This is a genomic window from Marinobacter lutaoensis, assembly GCF_001981305.1.
GTDB lineage: Bacteria > Pseudomonadota > Gammaproteobacteria > Pseudomonadales > Oleiphilaceae > Marinobacter > Marinobacter lutaoensis.
This window is the reverse complement of the sequence record NZ_MSCW01000001.1, coordinates 355,730-379,214: the sequence shown is the minus strand read 5'-3', so window position 1 is coordinate 379,214 and position 23,485 is coordinate 355,730. Positions and strand designations below refer to the sequence as shown.

25 protein-coding genes and 2 tRNA genes are annotated in these 23,485 nt (G+C 56.7%); 22 read left to right on the top strand and 5 right to left on the bottom strand.

Annotated elements, in window-relative coordinates; translation table 11 throughout:
• Positions 1–58: 58 nt before the first annotated feature.
• From BTO32_RS01765 to gltX, 3 genes are all read right to left on the bottom strand, one after another.
• Positions 59–134 (bottom strand) — tRNA-Glu (locus BTO32_RS01765).
• A gap of 7 nt (positions 135–141) precedes the next feature.
• A tRNA-Ala gene (locus BTO32_RS01760) sits at positions 142–217 on the bottom strand.
• 117 nt (positions 218–334) lie between these two features.
• Entirely contained in the window at positions 335–1,816 is a 1,482-nt protein-coding gene (gltX, locus tag BTO32_RS01755; protein ID WP_076722717.1) for a glutamate--tRNA ligase, read from the bottom strand.
• A gap of 147 nt (positions 1,817–1,963) precedes the next feature.
• On the opposite strand from gltX, the gene BTO32_RS01750 reads away from it, so the two are divergent.
• Positions 1,964–2,986, top strand: a complete 1,023-nt coding sequence (locus tag BTO32_RS01750) for a zinc ABC transporter substrate-binding protein (protein WP_076722716.1) — start codon at positions 1,964–1,966, stop codon at positions 2,984–2,986.
• Here the strand turns inward: BTO32_RS01750 and BTO32_RS01745 are convergent.
• Both BTO32_RS01745 and BTO32_RS01740 read right to left on the bottom strand, forming a co-directional pair.
• Positions 2,963–3,877 carry an AEC family transporter gene (locus tag BTO32_RS01745; RefSeq protein WP_076722715.1) on the bottom strand — a complete coding sequence of 305 codons (915 nt, stop codon included), beginning with the start codon at positions 3,875–3,877 and terminating at the stop codon, positions 2,963–2,965. The genes BTO32_RS01750 and BTO32_RS01745 overlap by 24 nt on opposite strands.
• A gap of 104 nt (positions 3,878–3,981) precedes the next feature.
• Positions 3,982–4,752 (bottom strand): SDR family oxidoreductase, encoded by a 771-nt coding sequence (locus BTO32_RS01740; protein ID WP_217696993.1) that lies wholly within the window; start codon positions 4,750–4,752, stop codon positions 3,982–3,984.
• A gap of 180 nt (positions 4,753–4,932) precedes the next feature.
• On the opposite strand from BTO32_RS01740, the gene BTO32_RS01735 reads away from it, so the two are divergent.
• From BTO32_RS01735 to BTO32_RS01640, 21 genes are all read left to right on the top strand, one after another.
• Positions 4,933–6,306: an efflux transporter outer membrane subunit gene (locus tag BTO32_RS01735; protein ID WP_076722713.1), complete on the top strand. Its 1,374-nt coding sequence runs from the start codon at positions 4,933–4,935 to the stop codon at positions 6,304–6,306.
• A complete protein-coding gene (locus tag BTO32_RS01730) occupies positions 6,303–7,469 on the top strand; it encodes an efflux RND transporter periplasmic adaptor subunit (RefSeq protein ID WP_076722712.1) in 1,167 nt (388 codons plus the stop codon). The genes BTO32_RS01735 and BTO32_RS01730 overlap by 4 nt, the downstream gene beginning before the upstream one ends.
• The gene (locus tag BTO32_RS01725) at positions 7,462–10,632 is read left to right on the top strand and encodes an efflux RND transporter permease subunit (protein WP_076722711.1); all 3,171 of its coding nucleotides are present in this window, start codon (positions 7,462–7,464) and stop codon (positions 10,630–10,632) included. The genes BTO32_RS01730 and BTO32_RS01725 overlap by 8 nt, the downstream gene beginning before the upstream one ends.
• Positions 10,626–11,321: a response regulator transcription factor gene (locus tag BTO32_RS01720; protein ID WP_076722710.1), complete on the top strand. Its 696-nt coding sequence runs from the start codon at positions 10,626–10,628 to the stop codon at positions 11,319–11,321. Before BTO32_RS01725 ends, BTO32_RS01720 begins: the two co-directional genes overlap by 7 nt.
• On the top strand, positions 11,314–12,603 hold the full coding sequence (locus BTO32_RS01715) for a sensor histidine kinase (protein WP_076722709.1): 1,290 nt from the start codon (positions 11,314–11,316) through the stop codon (positions 12,601–12,603). The genes BTO32_RS01720 and BTO32_RS01715 overlap by 8 nt, the downstream gene beginning before the upstream one ends.
• A 328-nt stretch (positions 12,604–12,931) precedes the next feature.
• Positions 12,932–14,089 (top strand): hypothetical protein, encoded by a 1,158-nt coding sequence (locus BTO32_RS01710; protein ID WP_076722708.1) that lies wholly within the window; start codon positions 12,932–12,934, stop codon positions 14,087–14,089.
• Between the two features lie 113 nt (positions 14,090–14,202).
• Positions 14,203–15,069, top strand: coding sequence for a hypothetical protein (locus tag BTO32_RS01705; RefSeq protein ID WP_076722707.1), 867 nt, complete (start codon positions 14,203–14,205; stop codon positions 15,067–15,069).
• Positions 15,070–15,155: 86 nt separating this feature from the next.
• Positions 15,156–15,500 (top strand): hypothetical protein, encoded by a 345-nt coding sequence (locus BTO32_RS01700; protein WP_076722706.1) that lies wholly within the window; start codon positions 15,156–15,158, stop codon positions 15,498–15,500.
• Between the two features lie 93 nt (positions 15,501–15,593).
• Positions 15,594–15,821 (top strand): hypothetical protein, encoded by a 228-nt coding sequence (locus tag BTO32_RS01695; protein ID WP_023008831.1) that lies wholly within the window; start codon positions 15,594–15,596, stop codon positions 15,819–15,821.
• Positions 15,822–15,900: 79 nt separating this feature from the next.
• Positions 15,901–16,194, top strand: coding sequence for a hypothetical protein (locus BTO32_RS01690; RefSeq protein ID WP_076722705.1), 294 nt, complete (start codon positions 15,901–15,903; stop codon positions 16,192–16,194).
• Complete coding sequence (locus BTO32_RS17645) at positions 16,181–16,750, top strand: hypothetical protein (protein WP_139338999.1); 570 nt, start codon at positions 16,181–16,183, stop codon at positions 16,748–16,750. The genes BTO32_RS01690 and BTO32_RS17645 overlap by 14 nt, the downstream gene beginning before the upstream one ends.
• Before the next feature lie 554 nt (positions 16,751–17,304).
• Entirely contained in the window at positions 17,305–17,685 is a 381-nt protein-coding gene (locus tag BTO32_RS01685; RefSeq protein ID WP_076722704.1) for a hypothetical protein, read from the top strand.
• An 89-nt stretch (positions 17,686–17,774) separates the two neighbouring features.
• The gene (locus BTO32_RS01680) at positions 17,775–18,125 is read left to right on the top strand and encodes a hypothetical protein (RefSeq protein ID WP_076722703.1); all 351 of its coding nucleotides are present in this window, start codon (positions 17,775–17,777) and stop codon (positions 18,123–18,125) included.
• A gap of 137 nt (positions 18,126–18,262) precedes the next feature.
• Positions 18,263–18,934, top strand: coding sequence for a hypothetical protein (locus BTO32_RS01675; RefSeq protein ID WP_076722702.1), 672 nt, complete (start codon positions 18,263–18,265; stop codon positions 18,932–18,934).
• Between the two features lie 86 nt (positions 18,935–19,020).
• Positions 19,021–19,431: a hypothetical protein gene (locus BTO32_RS01670; protein ID WP_076722701.1), complete on the top strand. Its 411-nt coding sequence runs from the start codon at positions 19,021–19,023 to the stop codon at positions 19,429–19,431.
• A 118-nt stretch (positions 19,432–19,549) separates the two neighbouring features.
• Positions 19,550–19,999 (top strand): DUF3592 domain-containing protein, encoded by a 450-nt coding sequence (locus tag BTO32_RS01665; RefSeq protein WP_076722700.1) that lies wholly within the window; start codon positions 19,550–19,552, stop codon positions 19,997–19,999.
• Positions 20,000–20,133: 134 nt separating this feature from the next.
• A complete protein-coding gene (locus tag BTO32_RS17635; RefSeq protein WP_076722699.1) occupies positions 20,134–20,490 on the top strand; it encodes a hypothetical protein in 357 nt (118 codons plus the stop codon).
• A 121-nt stretch (positions 20,491–20,611) separates the two neighbouring features.
• Positions 20,612–21,169, top strand: a complete 558-nt coding sequence (locus BTO32_RS01655; protein WP_076722698.1) for a hypothetical protein — start codon at positions 20,612–20,614, stop codon at positions 21,167–21,169.
• A 98-nt stretch (positions 21,170–21,267) separates the two neighbouring features.
• Positions 21,268–21,615: a DUF3024 domain-containing protein gene (locus tag BTO32_RS01650; protein ID WP_076722697.1), complete on the top strand. Its 348-nt coding sequence runs from the start codon at positions 21,268–21,270 to the stop codon at positions 21,613–21,615.
• A gap of 469 nt (positions 21,616–22,084) precedes the next feature.
• The gene (locus BTO32_RS01645; RefSeq protein WP_139338998.1) at positions 22,085–22,699 is read left to right on the top strand and encodes a leucine-rich repeat domain-containing protein; all 615 of its coding nucleotides are present in this window, start codon (positions 22,085–22,087) and stop codon (positions 22,697–22,699) included.
• Positions 22,700–22,807: 108 nt separating this feature from the next.
• On the top strand, positions 22,808–23,464 hold the full coding sequence (locus BTO32_RS01640; protein ID WP_029655006.1) for a YkgJ family cysteine cluster protein: 657 nt from the start codon (positions 22,808–22,810) through the stop codon (positions 23,462–23,464).
• The last annotated feature ends 21 nt before the right edge of the window (positions 23,465–23,485 follow it).

The following is a 23,485-nucleotide window of genomic DNA, read 5'->3' as shown; positions in this document are numbered from 1 at the left end:
AACCGCCCGAAGGCGGTTTTTTTGCTGGCGTGCCGGTGCTTGAGCCGACACGCCAAATTGGCGTCCCCTAGGGGGTTCGAACCCCTGTTGCCGCCGTGAAAGGGCGGAGTCCTAGGCCACTAGACGAAGGGGACTAGAAATTGGTGGAGCCAAGCGGGATCGAACCGCTGACCTCAACACTGCCAGTGTTGCGCTCTCCCAGCTGAGCTATGGCCCCGTCAACGGCTGCGTATATTAAGGATCCGACCCCGGGGCGTCAACACTTTATTTTCACTTTTTTTCAGTTTTTTGGACGTCCCTGTCCAAAATGGTCACTGCATCGCCAAGTTGATGATTAAACGGACAAAGCGGCGTACTCTTTCTCCACTTTCTTGGTTTCTTTCTTGGAAAACCCGCCCAGCACGCCAAGCGCATGACGCAACCGAGAGCGGGTCATGTCCGGCCCCAGCAGCGCCATGGAATCCATGACCGACCAGGAATTCGGGGTGCCGGCAATGGCCACGAAAATGGCGAACATGAAATCCCCCATCTTCAGGTCCATGGCCTTGGCCAGGCTCCGGATATCCGCGAAGAGGGTTTCCCGGCTCCAGTGCCGCTGTGCTTCCAGCTTCCAGAGGGTGAACTGGAGCACCCGCTTGATCTGGCCTTCATCCAGTTTGTTGTGCTGAAAATCCTCGGGCTTCAGGTCCAACATGCCGGAAAACATGAACTGGGCCATGGGCGCCACGTCCGTAAACACTTCCGCCCGGCCCTTGACGTGCGGCACCAGGGCCTGGAGCCGGTCTTCGTTGAACCACCACTGGCGCATGCGCTCCATGAACTGCTGATCGGACAGCTCCTCGCGCAGCCACTGGCCATTGAGCCAGCGCAGCTTCTCGACATCGAATACCGGCCCGCCCAACGACACTCGCTGAATGTCGAAGTTCTCGATCATCTCGTCCAGGGAGAATTTCTCCCGCTCATCCGGCATGGACCAGCCCATACGACCGAGATAGTTGGTCACGGCCTCCGGCAGAAAGCCCATCCGCTCGTAGAAGTTGATGCTGGTGGGGTTCTTACGCTTGGACAGCTTGCTCTTGTCCGGGTTGCGCAGCAGCGGCAGGTGACACAGCTTGGGCATGTCCCAGCCGAAATACTGGTAAAGCAGCTTGTGCTTGGGCGCCGAGTTGATCCACTCCTCGCCCCGCAGCACATGGGTGATGCCCATCAGATGGTCATCCACCACGTTGGCCAGGTGATAGGTCGGCATGCCGTCGGACTTGAGCAGGATCTGGCAGTCCACCTGGGCCCAGTCGATCTCGATGGTGCCCCGGAGCATGTCCTCGATGACGCAGACGCCCTCATCCGGCACCTTCATCCGGATGACATAGGGCTCGCCCGCATCGAGACGGCGCTTGACCTCCGCCTCGGGTAGCTCCAGGTCCCCCTTGATTCCCGGATTCAGGCCCTTGGCACGGCGCTCCTCCCGAATCGCCTCCAATTCCTCCGGAGTGCGGAAACAATAGAAGGCATGCCCCGCGGTGACCAAGTCCTCGGCGTACTGTCGGTAGATGTGCTTACGCTCGGACTGGCGATAAGGACCGTGGGGCCCACCCACATCGGGGCCCTCGTCCCAGTTCAGCCCCAGCCAACGCAACGCCTTGAGAATGTCCCGCTCCGATTCGGCGGTACTGCGTGCCTGATCGGTATCCTCGATCCGCAGGATGAACTGACCGCCGTGCTGACGGGCGAAACAGAGGTTAAACAGGGCCACATAGGCAGTCCCCACGTGGGGATCGCCGGTGGGCGAAGGGGCAATTCGGGTTCGTACTGTCATGAAACCTTCCTGAAATGTCGGTGGCCTTTGATACGGCCGCCATTATAGCGGCGCCCCCACCGTTTCGCATGATCCGGGCAACTTGGCGACCGCTCAAAATTAGTTATATTATAACGTTCCATTCATGATTCTTTCAGGAACTCGCCGATGTCCCTATCCCATATTCGCCGCCACCTGGCACTGGCCCTGGCGGCACCGTTCCTGCTGGCCAGCCAGGCCAGCCAGGCCGAGGTTCAGGTGGTCACCTCCATCAAACCGCTGGAACTGCTGGTACGCGCCGTCGCCCCGGAGGACGTTCAGGTCACCACGCTGGTGCCGCCCGGAGCCAGTCCCCACACATACACCCTGCGTCCCTCCCAGCGGCGCGCGCTGTCCGAGGCCGACGCCATCTTTTGGATCGGCCCGGACATGGAAACCTTCCTGGAACGGCTGCTCGCGGGCAGCGACTTCCGGGACCGCAGCCACGCCCTGAACACCGAGCCTGGCGCCGGGCATCCTCACCACGACCACGCCGACCATGACGAGGACGCACACGCGGACGACGACCACGATCATGACCACGACCACGATCATGACCATGACGAGGATGCACACGCATCGGAGCACGACCATGACCATGACCACCATCACGACCATGGCGACGGTCCCGATCCCCACCTTTGGGTAGACCCGGCCCAGGCCCTGAAAATGGCCCACCAGATCCGCGACGTTCTGGCCGGACTGGACAAGATGGACAAAGCCGAGCTGGACCGTAACCTCGACGCGTTCGAGGCGGCCCTGACCGCCAAGGAACAGGCCATTCGTGAACAGCTGGAACCGGCAAAGGACATCAGCCTGTTTGCCTATCACAGCGCCCTCACCCGGTTCGCGGAACACTACGGACTGCATCTGGCGGGCATCCTGACGCTGAATCCGGAATTGTCGCCCGGCGCCCGGCACGTACAGGAGGTTCAGGAAAAACTGGCCAAGGCCAACCACCCCTGCCTGCTGACCGAGCCCCAGTTCAACCGGCAGTGGTGGCTGAGCATTACCGAAGGGCTGGACCTCACCTTCAGCACCTGGGATCCGCTGGCCATCGACATCCCCGCCACGCCCGACGGCTATCTGGCGTTCCAGCAGTCGATTGCCGACGCGGTGATGCAGTGCCTACCAGAGCAGGCTCAGCATTAACGGAATGGAAACCATGGCCAACAGGGTCTGGCCACTGATGATGCCAGCCATCAGGGGGGCGTCGCCCCCCAGTTGGCGCGCCAGAATATAGGCCGAGGTGGCGGTGGGCAAGGCCGCCAACAGCACCGCCACCTTGACCAGCAACCCCTCCAGCCCCAACCCCCCGGCCAGCGCCACCACCAGCACGGGAAACACCAGCAGCTTCAGGCCCGTGGCCACCAGAAACGGTGCCGACGCGCCACGCAGCGCCTTCAGCTGCAAGCCAGCGCCCACCGTCATCAACCCCATGGGCAGAGCGAGATTGCTCAACGGCGAGAGAATCCCCGCCAGCAGCGGATGGAATCCAACCTGGAAATAGCTCCAGAGCACGCCGATCACCGATCCGACGATCAGCGGGTTGGTGACGATGGCCCTGAGCACCGGAGCCAGCCGCACCCCATCCTGGCTCACCACCAACGAAAACATCAGGATGCACAGCAGGTTCAGCAGCGGCACCATCACCGCCACCGCGATGGCGGTCAGGGACAGGCCGTCGTCCCCCAGCAGCATGCCTCCGGCGGCCAGGCCAACGTAGGAATTGAAGCGGATCGCGCCCTGATACACCGACGAAAACACCGGCCCGCGCCAGCGCCAGAACCATTGCACCGCCGCCAGCAGCAACGTCATGGCCAGCAGCATGGCGACAATCAGCAGGGCAATATCGCCATAGGCGGACGGCGGCAAGCGGGCCTGTCCCAACTTGAACACCAGCATCGCGGGGAACAGGACGTAATAGGTAAAACGCTCGGCCTGGGGCCAGAAATCCCCTCCGGGAAAATCCCAGCGCCTCAGCACATGCCCCAGCATAATCAGTACAAACACAGGCACCAGCGCCTGAACCATCACCGGCATGGACTCAACTCCTGACAGGGCCACAGGGACAGGACGCCCCCGCAACGCGCCAATCGCAAGCCCCCGAGGATAGCAGAGGCCCGGCCGGGCGTCTGCCCGAGCGTTCAGACGGAGCGCAGACGCTTGATAACCGACCGGGTCACACTGCTGGGCGCCGAACGTGCCACCGACCAGAGGGCCCGAAACTGGCCGGTGATGGGGCGGTGCAGCCTGGGTTCCTGCACCTGCGCCCAGACTTGTTCCGCCACCTGTTCCGGACCCAAGCGGATACCCAGCCGCTCGAACAGCGGGGAACCGCCGGTATTGGCCTGGACCATGCTGGTGTTGACGAACGGCGGCATCAGATCACAGACACGGATGTCGTACGGTTCCCATTCGATGTCCAGGGCTTCGGTCAGGGCTCGCACCGCATGCTTACTGGCGGAATAGGACGCGAAATCGGGAATGCCATAGATGGCCGAGGCGGAGCTCATGTTGACCACCACCGCACCCGGGGTGTCTTTCAGGTAGGCAAAGGCCGCGTGCAGGACCGTCATGGCACCGATGACGTTGACTTCCACCGTCGCCCGGTGCGCGGCCAGATCCAGGGTCTCAAACGGCCCCACGTGCAAAATGCCGGCGTTGTTGTGCAGAACCTGGAGCCGGCCCTCGAACTGGCCGGCGAAATCAGCCAAGGCCGCCGCCACCGAAGGTCCGTCCGTCACATCCAGCGGATAGGTCTGGCAGGCGCCGTCCGGCAGCTCCGACCGCAACCCAGCCAGAGCGGCTTCGTCCCGGTCGGCGGCACCCACCGACCAGCCCCGGGCCGCGAACAGGCGGGCTGTTTCCCGGCCGATACCGGCACCGGCGCCGGTGATGAAGATGTTGTTGGACACGGCGGCCTCTCCTCTGCCTTGTTGTTGTCTCTTCATTCTATACCAGAGCCCCGCCGAGCCACCGTGTTTGTGCACGTCTGGCCTCGCCGGACCTTAACCCCCCGTTAACCACCCCGGCGCTAGCATGACGGAAACGCCCGAGCTTCGCCGGCTCACGCCCCGTTACGGAACCATAACTGCATGCCCCAAGCATCCAAGCGACTGATCCTGCCCATGCTCCTGTGCAGCCTGGCCCTGGCCGCCTGCAGCACGATACCGGACGGCTCCGACTATACCGCCCGCGCCGATGCCGACCGGCACAGCCTCGACCATTGGTCGGCACTGGATGGCGCCCGCCCCGCCGGTTACCTGGACGACCTGGTCCAGGCCCCGGAGCTGGACACGCTGATCCGGGAAGCGCGGGCGGCCAACCCCGATCTGCAACAGACCTTGCTGTCCCTGAAAATCCTGCAGGCCGAATACCGTCAGACTCGGGCCGCACAATGGCCCGAAGCGGACGCCGGCCTGAGCGCCAGCCGCGAGGACGACAGCGGGACCGACTACACCGGCTCGGTATCCGTCAGCTGGGAACTGGACCTGTGGGCCAGGCTGGCGGACGATACCCGCGCCGAAGCCCGGGATGTGGCCGAACAGCTCGCTCTTTATCAGGCCGCCCGGGATACTCTGGTGGCCGAGGTGATGCAGGGCTGGCTAAAGCTGACTAACCTGCAGCATACCCTGGCCATCGAAACAGAGCGGGTGGCGGTACTGGACCGGAACGAACAGCTGATCCTCCAACGTTACCGGGCCGGACTCGGCACCCTGGAAGACCTGGACACCGCCCGGACCTCCGCCGCCAAGGCCCGTGCCACCCTGGCCTCGGCCCGCGCCGCCCTGCGCCAGCAGCAGCGCGCGATGAACGTGTTACTGGGTCGCCCCGAGGGCCGCACCCTGGTTGCCTCGGATTACCCCGACGTGCTGTTGCCCCTGACCGATCTGCCAGAACAGACCCTGCAACGGCGCCCCGACCTGAAAGCGGCCTATCTCGCCATCGAAGCCGCCGGTTTCCGTACCCAGGTGGCCTACAAGGACATGCTGCCCACGCTCCGGCTCGAAGCGGCCCTGACCGACGGTGGGCCGTCCCTGTCCGATGCCCTGCTCCGGGATCCGGTCTGGTCACTGCTCGGGCAGCTGAGCGCCCCCCTGTTCCGGGGCGGTGAACTGAGAGCCGCCGCCCAGGCCGCCGAGCTCACCACCGCCCAACGTTACCAGGCCTTCCGGGAAACGCTGTTGACGGCGGTACAGGAAGTGGAAGACGCCATCGACCAGGAGACCAGCCTGGCCCGGCAACAGGACCACCTTCAGGAGGCCCTGGCCAGCGCCCGGCGCACGCTGGATCAGTATCGCCAGAAATACCGCACCGGCCTGGTCAGCCTACTGGACCTGCTGGAGGTGCAACAGCAGCTCTATGACCTGCAAGCACAACTGGACGACCTCACCTACCAACGCCTGGACAACCGCATCGGCCTGGGGCTTGCCCTGGGCCTCGGCACCAAGGAGAACGGCTCGCTATGATGAAACGCCATGCCAAGTGGCTCGCCGTACTGGCGGCGATCGCCCTGCTGTTGCTGGTTTTGCTGTACAACGGCCGGAAAATTGCCGAACAGGCCAACCGTCCGATGCCGGCCCGACAGGAAACCACCCTCGCCGCCGATGTCGCCGTCGTGCAGGTGACGACCGGCCGCTACGCCCCGACCCTGGAGGCATTCGGCAGCGCCGACGCCCACTATCGGCTCAGCCTCACCACCCAGGTCGCCGGACGGGTCGCCCGTCTGGCGGACAGCCTCGAAGCCGGCCAACAGGTACGCCGGGGCAGCGTGCTGGTTCAGCTCGAGGACACCGACTACCGGGCAACCCTGGCCAGTGCGGAAAAGGAATTGGCCAGTGCCCGGCTGGATCTGCTGGAAGCCGAGCGGGAAGCCGCCCAGGCCCAGGCGGAATGGCGAACCTCCGGCATGGAGGGCGAGCCGGACTCGCCGCTGGTGCTGCACGAACCGCAACTGGCCCTGGCCCGGGCCGCCGTGGCGGAAGCGGAAGCGGCGGTGACCGCCGCCCGCCAGGACCTGGACCGAACCCGGATCCAGGCCCCCTTCGATGCCCTGGTCGTGGAGCGAAGCGTATCGCCCGGCAGCTACCTGCAAGCCGGTGGCGAGGTGGCGCAACTGTACAGCACGGACCGGGTGGAGATCGCCCTGCCGTTGTCCCAGCGTGACTGGGCCAAGCTGCCGGACCTGCCGACTCTGGAAGCCGGCGACTGGCCGGTCACCCTGATCTCGGTGGAAACCGGTGAACGCTGGCAGGGGTACGTCCGCCGCGCGGAACGGCACCTGGACGACAGCAACCGCCAGCGCGCCTTGGTGGCCGCCGTCGATCAGCCGCTGGCCCACACCCCGCCCCTGGCGCCGGGGACTTTCGTCCGGGCCGAGATCCCCGGGCGCGAGCTGACCGATCTCTGGCGCCTGCCACCGTCCGCCCTGAGCCAGCGGGGGGAAATCTGGTACGTGGCGGACGGAGCCCTGGCCACCTTCGCCGCGGAACCCGTGGCCAGTGATGCCCAGGCCCTCTATATCCAGCCGCCCGAATCGCTCCGGCAGCAGACGGTCCAGGTGCTGACCCACCCGCTCAGCAGCTACGTCCCGGGCATGGCCGTACATCCGGTGGAGGCCCAGGATGAATGAACAGGACTGGAACCGGGGCATCATTCCCTGGTTCGCCCGCAACCCGGTCGCCGCCAACCTGCTGATGCTTCTGGTGATTGCCCTGGGCGTGTTTCAGGCCGGCAGTCTGCGCAAGGAAGCCTTCCCAAGCATGGAACCGGACAGCCTGACCATCTCGGTGTCGTACACCAGCGGTTCCGCCCGGCAATCGGAGGAAGGCCTGGCCATCAAGATCGAGGAACAGCTGGAGAACGTCACCGGCATCAAGAGCATCACCAGCGCCTCCACCGCCAGCGGCGTCACCGTCACCGTGGAGAAGCAGAGCGACTACGACCTCGACGTGCTGCTGCGGGACGTCAAGGCCAAGGTGGACGCCATCTCCACCTTTCCGGCGGACGCCAAGAAACCGGTGATCGAAAAAGCGGAACGCGAGGAGCACTCGCTGTGGCTGCAGCTGCACGGCGACGCCGACCGCCACACCCTGCAGATGCTGGCCGAGGAGCTCAAGTCGGACCTGCTCGCGGATCCGGACATCAGCCGGGTCAGTGAATCCGGCTGGATTGATCCGATGATGGCCATCGAAGTCGACGAAGGGCGGCTGCAGGCCTACGGCCTGTCTCTGACGGACGTGGAAAACGCCATCAATCAGGGTTCGTCCAATACCATGACCGCGGTGCTCAAAAACCGGCAGATCTACCTTCAGCTGAAGGCCTCCCAGCAGGCGTACCTGAAAGAGGAATTCGCCGCCCTCCCGTTGCTGACCACCGCCGACGGTGTATCGCTGACCCTCGGCGACGTGGCCAGCATCCGGGACACGTACGCCGACGATACCGCCGTGCTGTCCCGCTTCAATGGCGACAACAGCGTTGCCCTGCAAGTCATCACCACCGGCCAGGACGACATCACCCGCACCGTGGAAGCCGCCAAAGCGGTGGTGGCCGAGTGGCACGCCGATGGCCGCCTGCCCCGGGGCGTGGAGCTGACCAGCTGGTACGACCGCAGCCAGTTCATCAACGAACGCTTGCAACTGCTGGTCAGCAACGCCATCGCCGGCATCCTGATGGTGTTCGTGCTGCTGGCGCTGTTTCTGAATCTCACCGTCGCCTTCTGGGTAGCCATGGGGCTGCCGTTCATTTTCTTCGGAACCCTTTATTTCATGGGCGATGACTTCGCCGGGTTGTCTCTGAACGAGTTCACCACGTTCGGTTTTATCATGGCACTGGGTATCGTGGTGGACGACGCCGTGGTGATCGGCGAAAGCGTGTACACAGTGCGCAGCGAAGAAGGCGACACCCTGCGTAACACCATCAAGGGAACCCTGCGGGTGGCGGTACCGACCCTGTTCGGTGTGTTCACCACGGTGGTGGCGTTCTTTGCCCTGTCCAACATCAGCGGCCGGCTGGGCCAACTGTACGCTCAGTTCGCCGCCATCGTGACCATCTGCCTGCTGCTGTCGGTGGTGGAATCCAAACTGATCCTGCCCGCTCACTTGGCGCACCTGAACACCCGCAAGCGGACCGGCGGCCACCCGCTGCTGCGCCTGTGGCAGCGGGTCCAGCACGGCGCCGATGCCGGCCTGCAGTGGTTCAACGATCGACTTTACAAACCGGCCATCGAGCTGGCCCTGGCCTACCGCTATGCCGTGGCCATCGCCTTTGTCGCCCTGCTGGTGCTGGTTCTGGCCATGCCGTTCACCGGAGCGGTGCGCCTGAGCTTCTTTCCGGACATTCCCGGTGACAATGTGCGGGCGCAGGTCACCATGCACACCGATGCCAGCTACGGCCAGACCCATGCGGCGCTGCGGGCGCTGGAGGCCACCGCCCGGGACATCGACCGGGAGCTGGCAGCCCGGTCCGGGGCCACCGGGGCGGACACCGGCATCGGTAACCTTCAGGTGCTGTCGGAGGCCGACCAGTCCGGCAAAATCACCGTCGAACTCACCCCGGACGCCCCCTACGACCTGGCCACCTTCACCCGCCTCTGGAAGGAACGGGCCGGCCTGCCTGCGGGCGTGAAAACTCTGAGCATCGCCAGCCGCCCCGACATGGTCGACGCCCTGCGGGTGGAACTGCGTGCCAACGACGACGAACTGCTGGCCGCCGCCGGTGCCGAACTGAAAGCGGAACTGCAACGGATTCCGGCGGTCAGCGGCATCGAGGACAACCTCCAGGCCAGCCAGCCCCAGCTGTTCCTGAAACTGAATGCCCAGGGCAAGGCCCTGGGGCTGACCACGGACATGCTGGCGGAACAGGTGCTACAGGCGTTCCAGGGACAAGTGGTGCAACGCTTCCAGCGCAACAATGACGAAATCGAGGTGAAGGTCCGCTACCCGGAACAGGCGCGTCAGAATCCCGTCGACGTCCTGAGGGCCCGCATCCGCACCGACGACGGGACGGTGCTGCCGCTGTCTTCCGTCGCCACCGTCGAGTATGGATTCGCCCGCGACACCATCACCCGAATCGACGGCAAACGCGCCCTCTACCTGTCGGCGGACGTAGACAAAGAGATGCTCTCCTCCACCGAGCTGGTGGCCAGCCTCCGCCAGACACTGGTCCCCCGGCTCAAGCGCCAGTACCCGGGGCTGGATATCCGCTTCAGCGGCGAAGCCGAACAACAGGAGGAAACCCAGTCCTCGATGGTCTCCGTGTTCATCTCCGCCATGCTGGTGATCTACCTGCTGCTGGCGGTGCCCCTGAAGTCCTACATCCAGCCGGTGCTAATCATGACCGCCATTCCGTTCGGTGTGGTCGGCGCCATCCTCGGCCACTGGCTCAACGATCTGCCCATGAGCATCCTGTCGTTCAACGGCATCATCGCGCTCAGCGGCGTGGTGGTGAACGACAGCCTGTTGTTGGTGTCCCGCTACAACGACCTGAAACCGGATGCCGACCACCAACTGGAAGCGATCAGCCAGGCCTGCCGCAGCCGCCTGCGTGCCGTCCTGCTGACCTCCCTGACCACCTTCGCGGGCCTGGCGCCGCTGCTGTCGGAAACCTCGACCCAGGCGCAGTTCCTGATCCCGGCGGCGGTGGCCCTGGGCTACGGCATCATGTTCGCCACCCTCATCACCCTGATCCTGATCCCGGTCCTGGTTGCCATCCAGCACGATGTCACCGAAGGTATAGGAAAGCTGAAACAACGCCTCCTGTCAGGGAGCCAACAAGGCGACACCGACCCATGCTGAAACTGCTGCTCGTTGAGGACGACCTCGACCTGGCGCACACGCTGATCCAGTACCTGGAGCTGGAAGGCATGCTCTGCGACCACGCCAGCAACGGCGTGGCCGGACTCAACCTGAGCCGGAACCATCACTACGACGTGCTGTTGCTGGACATCAACCTGCCTCGCATGGACGGCCTGACCCTGTGCCAGAAACTGCGCGAACAGGGCGACGACACGCCGGTGCTGATGCTGACCGCCCGGGATCAGCTTAACGACAAACTGGAAGGCTTCCAGGCCGGCAGCGACGACTACCTGGTCAAACCGTTTGAGCTGCAGGAGCTGGTGGCGCGGGTTCAGGCATTGTCGCGCCGCCGCAGTGGCCAGGTCCGCAGACTCTGCTGCGGCGATCTGGAAATGAACCTGAGCGACCATACCGTGACCCGCGCCGGCCAACCAATCCGACTCTCCCCCACCGGCTGGCAGCTACTGGAGCAGCTGCTGCGCGCCTCGCCCGCACCGGTCGCCCGGGAGGCCCTGATGGACGCGGTCTGGGGGGACGAGCACCCAGACAGCAACAGCCTCAAGGTGCATATCTTCAACCTGCGCAAGGCCATCGACGGCCCCTTCCCGGCGCCCTTACTGCACACCATCAACGGCGCCGGCTTCGCACTGCGGGAAAAACCCGACGACGGAGACGGTCACGATGCCTAGGATCAGCCTGAAAGGCTTGCTGGTCGCGTCCTTCCTCTCCCTCGGACTGGTGCTGATGGCAGCCTACTCCATGATCTCCAAGGACTACTTCATCCGCGGACTGGACGCCTCCATGGCCGCCAACATGGAAAAAACCGCGCGCACCTTCCTGCGCTTGGTCGGCCCCGAACAACAGCGCCAGGGCCAGGAGTTCAGCGGCTTCTATCTGGCGGCGGACTGGCAGCGCATGCCAGACTACGTGCGCCAGTCCTTCGCGCAGCCACCAACGGAGCCCGCCCTCCTGTACAAGGCCTCGGACGGCGGCGGGTTCCGCCGCCCCGAGCGCATGGTGTTCCTGATGCGTTACGACACCCAGGAAGGGCCTTTGTACATCGCCCGGGAACTGACGCCACCGGTGAAGTCCACCGTCGTCCACGCCACGGTACGGCAGAACCGGCAGTTCATGCTTACCGTCAGCCTGGTGGTGCTGGGGTTTATCGCCCTGATCAGCTGGCTGCTGTTGCGCCACGTGTCCCGCCCCATGGCGGCCCTGCGCGCCTGGACCCATGCCCTGGACCGCGACAAGCTGGCCCAGCCGGTACCGGACTTCGCCTACCCGGAGCTGAACGAGCTGGCAGAACTGATTCGCACCAGCCTGTCCTCCGTGCAGGCCGCGCTGGAACGAGAGCGCCGGTTCCTGCGTCATGCCAGCCACGAGCTGCGCACCCCCATCAGCACCATCCGCTCCAACGTCGAGCTGCAACGCAAACTGACCGCGCGCCAGGCCACCGACGAGGCACAGCAAGCCATTCTGGATCGCATCGACCGTGCCAGCCTGACCATGCAGCATCTCACCGAAACCCTGCTGTGGCTGAACCATCAGCCGGACGAACCTCTGCAAGCTCAGGACGTCGATCTGGCCCGGCTGGTGCGCGAACTGGCCGACGAAATGGCCTATCTGCTGACCGGCAAGCCAGTCCGCACCCGAATCGTCACCAGCCCGTTCACCTGCGCCCTTCCCCTGATCCCGGCCCGTATTGTTCTCGGTAACCTCATACGCAACGCCTATCAACACTGCTGGCATGACAGCGTGCGCATCGAACAGCACGGCGCCCGCATCGTCATCCGTAACCCGGTGGGCCTGGAAAATCCGGACGACTCCGACCTCCAGCAACAGACCGGCTACGGCCTGGGCCTGGAACTGACCGAACAGCTCAGCCAACGTCTCGGCTGGCGCTATCATCATGCGCTGCGGGATGGCGTCTACCAGGCCGAAGTGGAGGTTTGCCCCGCCTCTTATTAGCAGTGTCCGCAGTAGCCGGGGCAATACAGGTAGCACCCAGTGGTTGAAACGAATGGTAGTGCGCACCGGCTCCCACAGGCGAAGCGACGTCCCGTCCATGGGGCCTCCCCGGCAACTGGATATTTATACAGTGTTATCGTAAGAGTAAATTGTGGATGTCAAATGATTCCATGGCGAAGCGCCTTGACATCGGCTAGGCTGATGAATGAATTGAGACATTGGCGGACGCTCGTGCCATGAAATTGCGTAATCATGACGCAGTCAAAGTTGCGCAATATCGAAGCGTTCTGCCTAACTGCTGTTATATTTTTTCTGAGAATGGCGTTTTATGGAAGATTACTTCTTAAGGCTCGACGCCTTACATCCCTCTTGTCTCGCCAAAATACTACTTGGCGAGAAACTTCCAAAGGGTGGTGAGGTATGGGAATTTACCAATGAGATCAAACCAATAGATCTATACTGCTATCTCTATGCCAAGTATGGACAGCCGAATGGTATGCAGAACTTTTTTAGGTCTGATGATTCTGACAACCTAATCCATTGGGAATGGGCTCTAGCTGGAGAGTACGGTCTGACTCTTGTACAAGGACACAATTTTCGTACTGAGGTTCACCTGATCGGTGACTTTAAAGGCAAGGCATTAACATTAGAGAATTTCATAACCCAAATAAAGTCAGATATTGGAAACTATGGGCGGCAGATATCTGAGTTAAGAAAAGACCTAGAGAAATGGACGCAATTTGTTAACCCTTATCATAGAATTTTTTCCGCAGTTGACCAGCACTTTAAAAGGCTCAATGAGTTAAATATTAATCCCGAAGAGGATAAAGTTCCTCAACCAAAATCAGCGGACGATATGGTTTTATATCAAGAGCGATGGGGGGCAGTTGCTGAAAAATATAGCTTCGCGGTTGGTTTGGTTTTTGGTCTGCGCTCTATGCTGCCCGTTCTCGGGGAGTCATTTGTTAACTTAATATTGTTCATGCTTTGTAAAAAAGATATAAAGAATAACGACAGATTATTTCAGAATGTGCTCCGGCAACCGATAGATGTGCGAGTTCAGTCATTGCATATTAATTGCGTTGGGTTTGAAGAGCATATCGACTATTCTTCCAAGGAATGTGGAGATTTTCATTCACTAATGAATGAGCGAAATGATCTTTTGCATGGAAATGTAGAAGTAAATAAGCTTGCAATAGGGGATGTTTACTTTAGAGGTAAAGTCCCAATTTTCTTGGAGTATCAAGACTTCTGGGATAGATCAATCGGCGTGTCATTAGATTCGGTGGGGTTCAAAGGCATATACAAGGATCACGATGCGGTTACCAATTTTATAAAATACATTATGAGTAAGCTTAATCCTGAAGTTAGATCGGAAGTCGCGCTTACAGTGGGAAGAAGGCAGCTTGGATTTAACAAAAAGAATGGTAGGTTAGGCGTCCTGCTCCCTGAACACATGGTTGATTTTAGGCCGGTTTACAAATAAATATAACAAGGCAATTAAATTCGTTTCGGCCCAACGGGCCTCCACCGGACGCCCTTGTCAGGGCGCCGTTTATTGCTGGCGTTAGCCAAAAATAAAAAGGAGAGGTCAAACTTATGGAAGGCCATGATCTGAGACTCTATGCAAAGGGTGCAGCGTTCGAAGACGGAATATATGATCTCAGATCAATGGAGCTCCTAATCTCTAGCTACCGCTCAATCACTGACAGATTGATAGCCGTACAGCTCGGCCGCCGACAGCTCACTCCAGCAATCAAAAGCCAAATTGACTACCAAACTAGAATAAAATCTGGCTCGATTGAATTCCTCATAGATTTCGTTTTCACGCACAAAGAAATTATCGGAGCCTTGGCTGCAGATGGCGGTTACCAGCTTGCAGGGAGTATTACCAAGCTGTTTGGCGAAGCGATCACCCTTCGGAAGCAGGTTGCTGAGTTAATAGATAAAGGCTTGCCAATTAATATCACCATTAATAATAACTTCAATATTGGTTCCGGGAATATTATCGCCAATGCAGAAAATGGAGACATCAGAATCAACGACCCCAAAATTCTTTGGGCGGCTCAAGTTACCAAATACCCGACGGATAGACTGGTTTCCGGAATCGATGGAAAGGCAATAGAGTATGCGCAGTTTTCCGCTAGAGACGATGAAATGCGCCTGTCTCCAGATGATCGAGTTATTTTAGGGCAAAATAAGGAAGAGCTCGCTGCCACAATCCGAGTTACTGGCAGATTGGATATGGTCGCCTTCTCCGCCCACCGAGGCACGATCGTTTCTGGCGGTGAGAAATTTCCGGTAACTTGGGATGATGGTATTAGAACAAAAATGCAAAAGGTTGTGGATGTGGAAGGCGTAAACTTTACGGTGCGCCCCATCATTGATCATAAGCGAATGCATGGTGAGGCAATCGCATACCATGTCTTAGACTGTTTCGTGCCACAGCGGGATTTAGGTGTTTAGTGGCTAACCAGGGGCTGCAGCGGACCGCTTTTCCGGCGCGGTGCGCCTCCAAATCGGCCACTGAGCCCAGGCGTTATACGTAAATCATGGACAGAATTTTTACCAATGAATCTGAGTTGAAGCGGTATGCCTCAAAAGCGATTGAGCTGGCGGGTTCATTGCTTGAGTCTGACGCAGACTACTTAGAAAACGTGCTGGAGCTGAATTCCATTGGTAATCGTCTTGTCGGCGAAGTTTGGGAGACGGAGTTTCATGTTTTTGGCGTGATTGCATCTGATACGGATCATTTGCCAACAAAGAGGGTTCGCCCGCTATGTTCTGCCACCATGTTAGAAAAATCCGATGATGAGTTGCGGGAAATTATTAGCTCCTACAGAACGGAGGTTTCGGATGCTTGCCGCCGAATTCTCTCAAAGTATCAAAACGTATAACAAGGCCATTAAGTCTGTTCCGGGCCGATGGCCCTCCACCGGACGCCCTTGTCAGGGCGCCGCTTATGGCTGGCGTTATGTGTAGGAGTATCCATGAGCGACGAAATCGAGATTAAGCTCACAGAGGACGAAGCTTGGGTGCTTTTCGAGTTTGTCCGCAGGTTTAGTGATACAGATCGGCTCTCTATTGCAGATCAGGCTGAGCAAAGGGCTCTTTGGAATTTGTGCTGTATTTTTGAGAAGACGCTGCATCAAGCTCAAGACATCAGCTACGAAGAGTTCATTGCGCAGCGTAGGGATCGACTCCGAGATGAGTTCTGAACTCCAGCACATAACAAACCGCGTAAGACGGACGGCTTTCAGCCGCCGCTTCGCTCCGCGTTAAGTTGAAGGAGAAACGGTGAATTTATCCACGGAAGAAAAAGCCATCGTCGCGCGGCTCCTTACGGAAAAGGGTGGCTTCAGGCACGCTATCACTGCTTTCCTTCCGTACTTACTACCGGTTTTGGTGCTTGCCCTATACGGTATTGTTCAGCAGGAATATTTCGCTTGTGCGTTGGCTTTCTTTGCCTTATTCACCATTGTGGTGTGGTACATCCATCACACCGAGACATACTCTAGTCAACTACGCTCAGCGCTCCAAAAATATGAAAGTGAGGCTCAAGCGTTGGGCGTCGATCATGAACAAACTTAATAACGGCGTTAGCCATCGCAAGGGAGAGTTTGTGGCAGGAATTCAATGGGGTTCTGTAGCTGACTGGGTTTCGGGGATTGGCTCTTTGTCGGCTGCTGTCGTTGCACTTTATGTTGCCTTATCTGCCCGTCGGATTAGGCTGCAAGGATATTGTGGCGAACGCATCATAGTCGGCCCCGGCCAACCAAAGGTCGACGTGTTTTCAGTATCAGTTACAAACGTTTCGCAGCGTCCCACTGTTATCACGAACATTGGTTTTACCTTTGGTATCTGGCGCTGGAAAAAGCACGGCATCATCACATTCATGCAGGACCAGTATGGCCACGGCATTCCCAAAGCTCTGTCAGACGGAGAGACGGGAAACTGGAATGTGCCACTTGGTGAAGATAAGAAGTGGCTCGTAGATATGGCGGAACAATTTTCAGTTTCACGCTTTGCAGTTTTTACCTGGCGGGTCCAAGTACACACGTCCAACGGCGGAACGACTACGTTACGCCCGGAAAAGAATATCCGTCAGTCACTTCTAGCGTGTGCGCAGAAGTCAGGAAAAGGCTAACAAGTGCATTAAATTCGTTCCGGCCCTGAAGGGCCTACACCGGACGGCTTTTTCTCCGCTTCGCTGCGTAAAAGCCGCCGTTTATGCAGGCGTTAGCTGGTAGTGCCTTGTTCATTTTTGGTGGCTGGGTGCCATCGGGCCTTGGCCGCAAATGGGTAGTAAAACCGGCAAGATTGGTGGCCCGCGAAGGCCGTCGGAATCCATGGTCAGATTGGCAGCTCAATCTGATTTCGGTGTTGGTATAAAGTCGGAGCTCGCCTTGCAGGGCAGTCCGCCAAAAATCCGGTTTGGATCTGCTACTCTGAAGTTCAGGTTCGCCCCGCATCATTGGGGTGTTTTCAATCACAGTGCATCGGGGGTTTTCGGTGCAAGGGCCGTGGAGCATGCCGTCTTGTTGGTTGCCAGGTATCGGGTTTCACAGTTACCCTTAGCTAACCAGTCGCTGTAGTACGCGGCCGATGGCCGCCGGACGCCCTTTTCATTGCGGCTTCGCCTCCATTACAAGGGCGCCGCTAAGCTTGGCGTTAGCAGGGAGGAAAAGGAGATTCCAAGTTTTGAATAGGTTCGCGTTCACGGCACTGATTTTGTTTTCAGTCTTTTCATCATTGCTGCTTGCAGATACTAAAGCCAAGCCATCGATCGAGGTTTTGTTCCATTCACAAATTGGTGCTATTGCTTCAAACGATTATCAGCAATTTCTGGAACATACTGATTCAAATTTTCGGAAAGCCATCAGTGCAGAGCAGTTCGAAACCCTTTCAAGGTCTCTATCCTCAAGATTCAAAGGTGGATACCAATCTGAGTATTTGGGGGTTCTCAATCAGGAAGGGTTCAAGGTTCATCTATGGAAGGTGGTGTCTTCAAGTTCAGAGTCCGATAGCCTCATAAAGATGGCTATGGGGCAAAACCAGATTGCCGGATTTTGGATCGAGTAAACTGCTAACCAGTGGGTGAAGCTGACCGGTACTACGCTGCGCTCCGTACCGGCAGCTTACCCAAGGCGTTATGACCACAAGGAAGTCGAGTGAAGAAGAAGGTTTATCTGTCCATTTTTGCCAGCCTAATTTTGGCAGTGTTTGTCAGCGCCGCAGGCGGAAGTTATGGGCGAGCACTGACAGAGCACGTTAATAAAGAGGCTATTGAATTAGCGTTAGATGGCAGGTCCATATCAGATCTTTCCCAAGAAGAGGGCAATGCATTGAGGCGCTCTCCGGAATTTTTGGACCGCTTGGTCGCAGCTAAGGAAGAGGTATCTGACCAGTACTGGTGGTATTTCGCCGCGAACCTCCCCATCCAAATTTTACTAATGCTCGTCATTTGCTTGGTTTGCGGAAAATTTGTAATTCATACGGTGACTAAGCATGCGAGGCCATAACCAGGCGGTCAACCGGACGCCAAAAGCGTGGCGCTTTTGGTGCCCTCCGCTAGCGCTCCGGCGCCGGTTACCTCGGCGTTAGAAATTCCTACGCCGGCTGGCCTCAAAATAAGATCGACACAAAGTAAGGAAGTTTTGTGAAATTAGCATTTATTCTCGGTGGCGCAATCAAGGACGTACTTTGGAACATTGGCCCCCTCTCGAAAGCGTTGGCTCTCCCGTTTTCCGTCATTATTCTAATCAGCGTATTGTTTTCTTTTGAACTAAGCCCTCTTTCTGAATTGCTACTAATTATTTTTGGTGGGATTGTTCAGGCGGTGCTTGCTGTTGTTGTTCATAGGGTGTTGATTTTAGGGAAGAACGCCGTGCCGCAGTGGGGAATAACCAAGTTATCCAAACGAGAGGCTTCATTCTTTCTCCATGCTTTTTTCCTAAGCTTTTTGGCGATTCCTTTCTTGCCTTTGCTTTTCATCCCGGGAGTTGGGTGGGTTTTATGCCTTATTGGGACCAGTTGGCTTATGGGGCGTCTGTCACTGGCCTTGCCGGGAGTGGCAGTTGAGGGTGGCGTATTTTTCAACGAATCTTGGAAGATTACTCGCGGCTATCAAATCACAATCACGCTCACTACGATGGTTGCTATTGCAGCCACTTACGGTCCTAGAGGACTTTCACTTCTGGGGCCGGAAATGGCTGTGTTATCTATAATAGCTTCTGCTATTGGAACGATATTGGCTGTTGCTGTCCTGTCTCGGGCCTATCTACTCATGGTAAATACCAATGGGCCGAACACCGGAGGTGCGAATCTCTAACAAATCCAGGCACGGCGACGCCTTTTTCGTTGCGGCCTCGCCTTCACTACAAAGCCGCGCACGCTGGCGGCGTTAGGAGGAGCTAGATGGACTTATTTGCTTCGGCTGTTGGCTTCGTCGTCGGCACGTTTACTGGCGCTGCAGGCCAGTACATGGCAGCCAAGTACACAGATAGACGAAGAAGTAAAGAGGCTTCCTCTGCGCAGCGCAGGCAATGGGCCGAAATTGAAAATCGATTCCCGGCTATCATTGAGGAAATGAAAGAAGACGCGAAGAATCCGGAGTTTCAAAACGTGAGAGAGTTCTTCGTTAAAAGCAGCCGGACAACAGTGAGTCGGAACGAGCCTTGCTTTGAGTATCATACAGATGTTCATAGCGATATCGGGGCCGCTATCCGGTATTTGGAGGAACTGGGGTACATCGATGACATAACCCCTGGAAACTGTCCGATGTACCGTATGAGGGAGCATTTCATTGATCAGTTACGCCACTCCTAACCAGTCATTCCAGTTCGTTCCGGCCCTGCTGGGCCTCCACCGGACGGCCTTTTCTCCGCTTCGCTCCGTAAAGGCCGCCGCTGAATATTGGCGTTATGCCCTTTAAAGAGTCGTCAACATGGAAGGATTAATTATAATATGGGTTGCTCGTTTGGTTTTGCTAGTGATAATTTTTTTAGGTTTTTGGCGTTATTACTTCGGCATTAAAAGCAAAGGACGGCCCGTGACAGATGGTTTAATAATTTCAGGTAAGTCAGAATACTATGCAAATCCATCTGGTGTTAACGGGCATATTCCAAACATTAAATACCGATATAAGGTTAGCGGCAAAAACTATACCTCTACTCGCATTAATTTTTCACTAAATGAATCGGCTGGCAATAAGGCACACGCAGAAGAATTACTGAATAATTATCGTAATGGGAGAGTGGTTAAAGTTTACTATAACCCTAATAATCCAGAGCAGTCAGTGATCGAGCCTGGCAATAATGATGTACATTTTTTTATCACAATGACATTGGGAATTGTTTGCGTCGGTGGTATAGCATTTAGTAACTACATATTTTAAATTTAGGCATAACCAGTGCAGGCACGGCGACGCCTACTACATTGTGCCTTCGGCTCCATTCCGTAGGCGCGCATGCTGCAAGCGTTAGCAATCCAGAAATAAAGCAACTCATGTTGCAGAGGAGGTAGAAATCAATGAAGAAATTTGATGATCTAGAGCATGTCGCACAAGTGCTAGGCGATGGAGGTCCTTTCAATCCAGATACAGAATATGAAACTGTGGGAGAACTTGTTGATGATTTGATTGACTTAGGGAACACTGATGAGGTTTATGTTCAACACGATGACCACCTTGGTTTAAAAGATGAATTGTCTCCTGAATTTCTCAATTCACCATTGAGTGATGTAGACGATAAATTTGAGGATCAAGTTGAGGCCGTACTCGAACAAGCAAACATTATTATTCCTTTATCAGAAAGAGAATTGTCAGAAGACGATCTTGAAGAAATTGAAGAAGATAAAAAGTACCGGGGTGTAGATGACGATGATTAGCCCGAATCACATACCCCAACACAGTCAGTAATATTGCTAACAAGGCAAATTAACTCGGACGCAAATTCCGCTACGCTCCATTTGCGCCCGGTTATTTGCGGCGTTATGCCTAAGGAAGTTCATGGCTAGAATTCCCACATACATCGCATTGAATAAGTTCTATGAGGAGCGAGCTCAGGAAGTGAAGGATTACTTCTCGCACCTCCCCAATTTGGTTGGTAATGAGTTTCCCTATGACATACCGCTCGCATACGTTTTCCTCAGATGTGAGCAGGCTCAAAACAGAACTCTGTATGGCGGTGTGGTCAAGATTCACCGCGGAAAACGGGAGTTTGTTTCTCGTGTCATGAACTACCAGCACTTAACCCGTGATGGGTTCAAGGATATATTCAAAAACGTTTTTGGTTCTCCGCTCAGTAAGGAAACAATTGAAAAAATGGAGGAAGCAGAGAAAACTAGGGATCGAGTCATTCACGGTAAGTCGGTTCCTGATAACGAGATTCGCGAGGCTATTGCTGATGTCTTGGAATACGCGGAACTACTGAATAATGAAGTCAGTGGCATCGCAGGATTTAAACCCTTCGGGAACATGAAGGGCTTCAAGGGTAGAGCTGATTCATTGGACAATCGTACGACGAAATGGTTGATGAAGGGGCTAGGCTTTGGGGTCAAGGCATAACAATCGCAGGCACAGCGACGTTTTTTCCACTGCGGCTTCGCCTCCACTCCAAAGCCGCGCATGCTGCGGGCGTTATGTGGGTAAAGGAGAAGATGTAGATGGCGTTCAATGATCTAGAACGCAAACGAGTGGAAAAGGCGGCGAAAGCTTTTATGGAGAAGCATCGTCCTCCTGCTCACATCAGAAATGAGCTAGATCTTGCCTTTCGGATATCGGGGCAAAGTCTTGAGATATATGAAATCAGGCCAAAGTGGCGTTCGCCTGAAGAGAAAATGGAGCTGCCCGCCGCAAAAGCTACGTATGTCAAAACTCAAAAAGTTTGGAAAGTATATTGGCAGCGTCGTGATTTAAAGTGGCATGCATACCCGCCACAGCCGGAGGTTGACTCGGTCGAGAAATTTTTGGAGTTGGTTGGTAAAGACGAAAGTGCGTGCTTTTTTGGCTAACTCGGTGCAATCCACATAACCAGTCATTCAAGTACGTTCCGGCCCTAGCGGGCCTCCACCGGACCGCCTTGTCTACGCGGTGCTCCGCCAAGTCGGCCGCTTAATATTGGCGTTAAATGGCTCTGCTTTTTCTATTTATCGAAGCACAGAGGCAGTTCATAAATCAGTGCCAGTAGTTGGCGCTTCAGCATCAGGTTCCGTGCCGGGCCACATATCCGGCAGCTTCGTTCGTGGTGCCATTGTTGGGTAAGGTGGTTGTGGCTGGGCTTTCCCGTTCGTTGCGGGCGGCCACAATCCAAGTTGGGGGTAGCTGCAAAGTCTGCGTTCTTGCGGGTGCCATAAATTCAGTCTGGTTCGCAGGCTCACACCGTGCCAGTAGTTGTGTTGGTGTGTCGCCACTTAACCAGGCAAGGCAGCGGACGCAAAATACGCGCCGCTGCTCGCAGCGTTATGCATGAAGGTCTAGCGCGTGACTGAATTTGAGATCCGCCAAGATGAACATGGGATCGGTGAGGTTCTTATCTTAAAAGGAGATTGGGATCCGTCAGTGGCATCCTACATGCAGCAGCATGGAATATGCGCTCTGCGCCTTAGCGATTACTATGGGTTTAAAGGTGAAGACCTCTCATTCCTTAGTTCACTCTGGTTCCTGAAGAGTCTTGAGATCTACTGTTGGGATGCAAAGGGAGTTCAGGCTGTTGGCGATTTGCCGCACCTGGAAGTTTTGGGACTTCAGTTTCGTTCGACCCGGAAGATAGATTTTTCTGGCTTCAGTAGGTTGCGGGTGGCGATGGTTACTTGGACAAAGGGGCTCCAATCGCTGTTGGAAGTAGCTACGCTTGAAAAGCTAAACATCCAAAATTACCCACACATAGACCTAACCCCATGTGCGGGCCTTTCGTTGCTGCGAAGTCTGTATCTGACTTCAAGAAAGATAGAGAGTTTGTCCGGGATCGAGAGCCTCAAGAACCTGGAGGTTCTTGATCTGTACAACTGCCCCAAATTGGCTTCAGTGGAGGAGGCGAATGGCTGTCCGCATCTTCAAAAGCTCGAAATCGAAGCCTGTACGAGGCTTAAAGCATAACCAGGCGGTCAACGGGACCGCTTTTACGCGCCGCCCTTGGCTCTGCTCCAAAGCGGCCCGTTACCTTTCGCGTTAGAGCACATTTTTCCAAGGAGTTGAAGTCGGCAGATGGACTCGCGAAAAATTATTGAGAAGCATAAAAAGATCATCGGTGGCAGCTTGCGGCGATCACCGGCCCCACAAGCTCTGGCGCACAACATAGCGAAGTTCCATAAGGCTACCGATGAGCTCGCTACTGCTAGGCTGAGCGATCCAAATCCCCCAATGTTTGAGTGTAAAAAGGGCTGTAGCCATTGCTGTTCATTGCGGGTCGAGGCACTTCCCCCGGAGGTATTTCGCATTGCTAAACATCTGCAAGGTCTGGAGTCAGAGACACGAAGTAAATTCGTCCAAAGTTTGAAAGAAGCTGCGAGCTACGCCGCTGGCAGAGAATTTAAAAATTACGAGAATCCTTGCCCCTTTTTATCTGATGCTGGGGGATGTGAAATCTATTCGGTCCGACCTCATAAATGCAGAGCGTACTTTTCTGGCAGCGTGTCTGCTTGCGTAAAGAATAAAGCAGCGATTCAGGATGCAGAGCTTCGCAACGCGGAAAACGTTTTGGCAAATGAAGTCATCCAGACTTACAAGAAAAAAGGTGTCGTCATGCATCCCGTTGAGCTCTCGCAAGGGGTACTTAAGGCTCTGGAAGATCCTAGTATTGAGGCTCGATGGGCGGCTGGTGATCAGGTTTTTGACTTGCTGCCCGAGCGCATCATGCTCTAACAAGTGACTGTGGTGTCAATT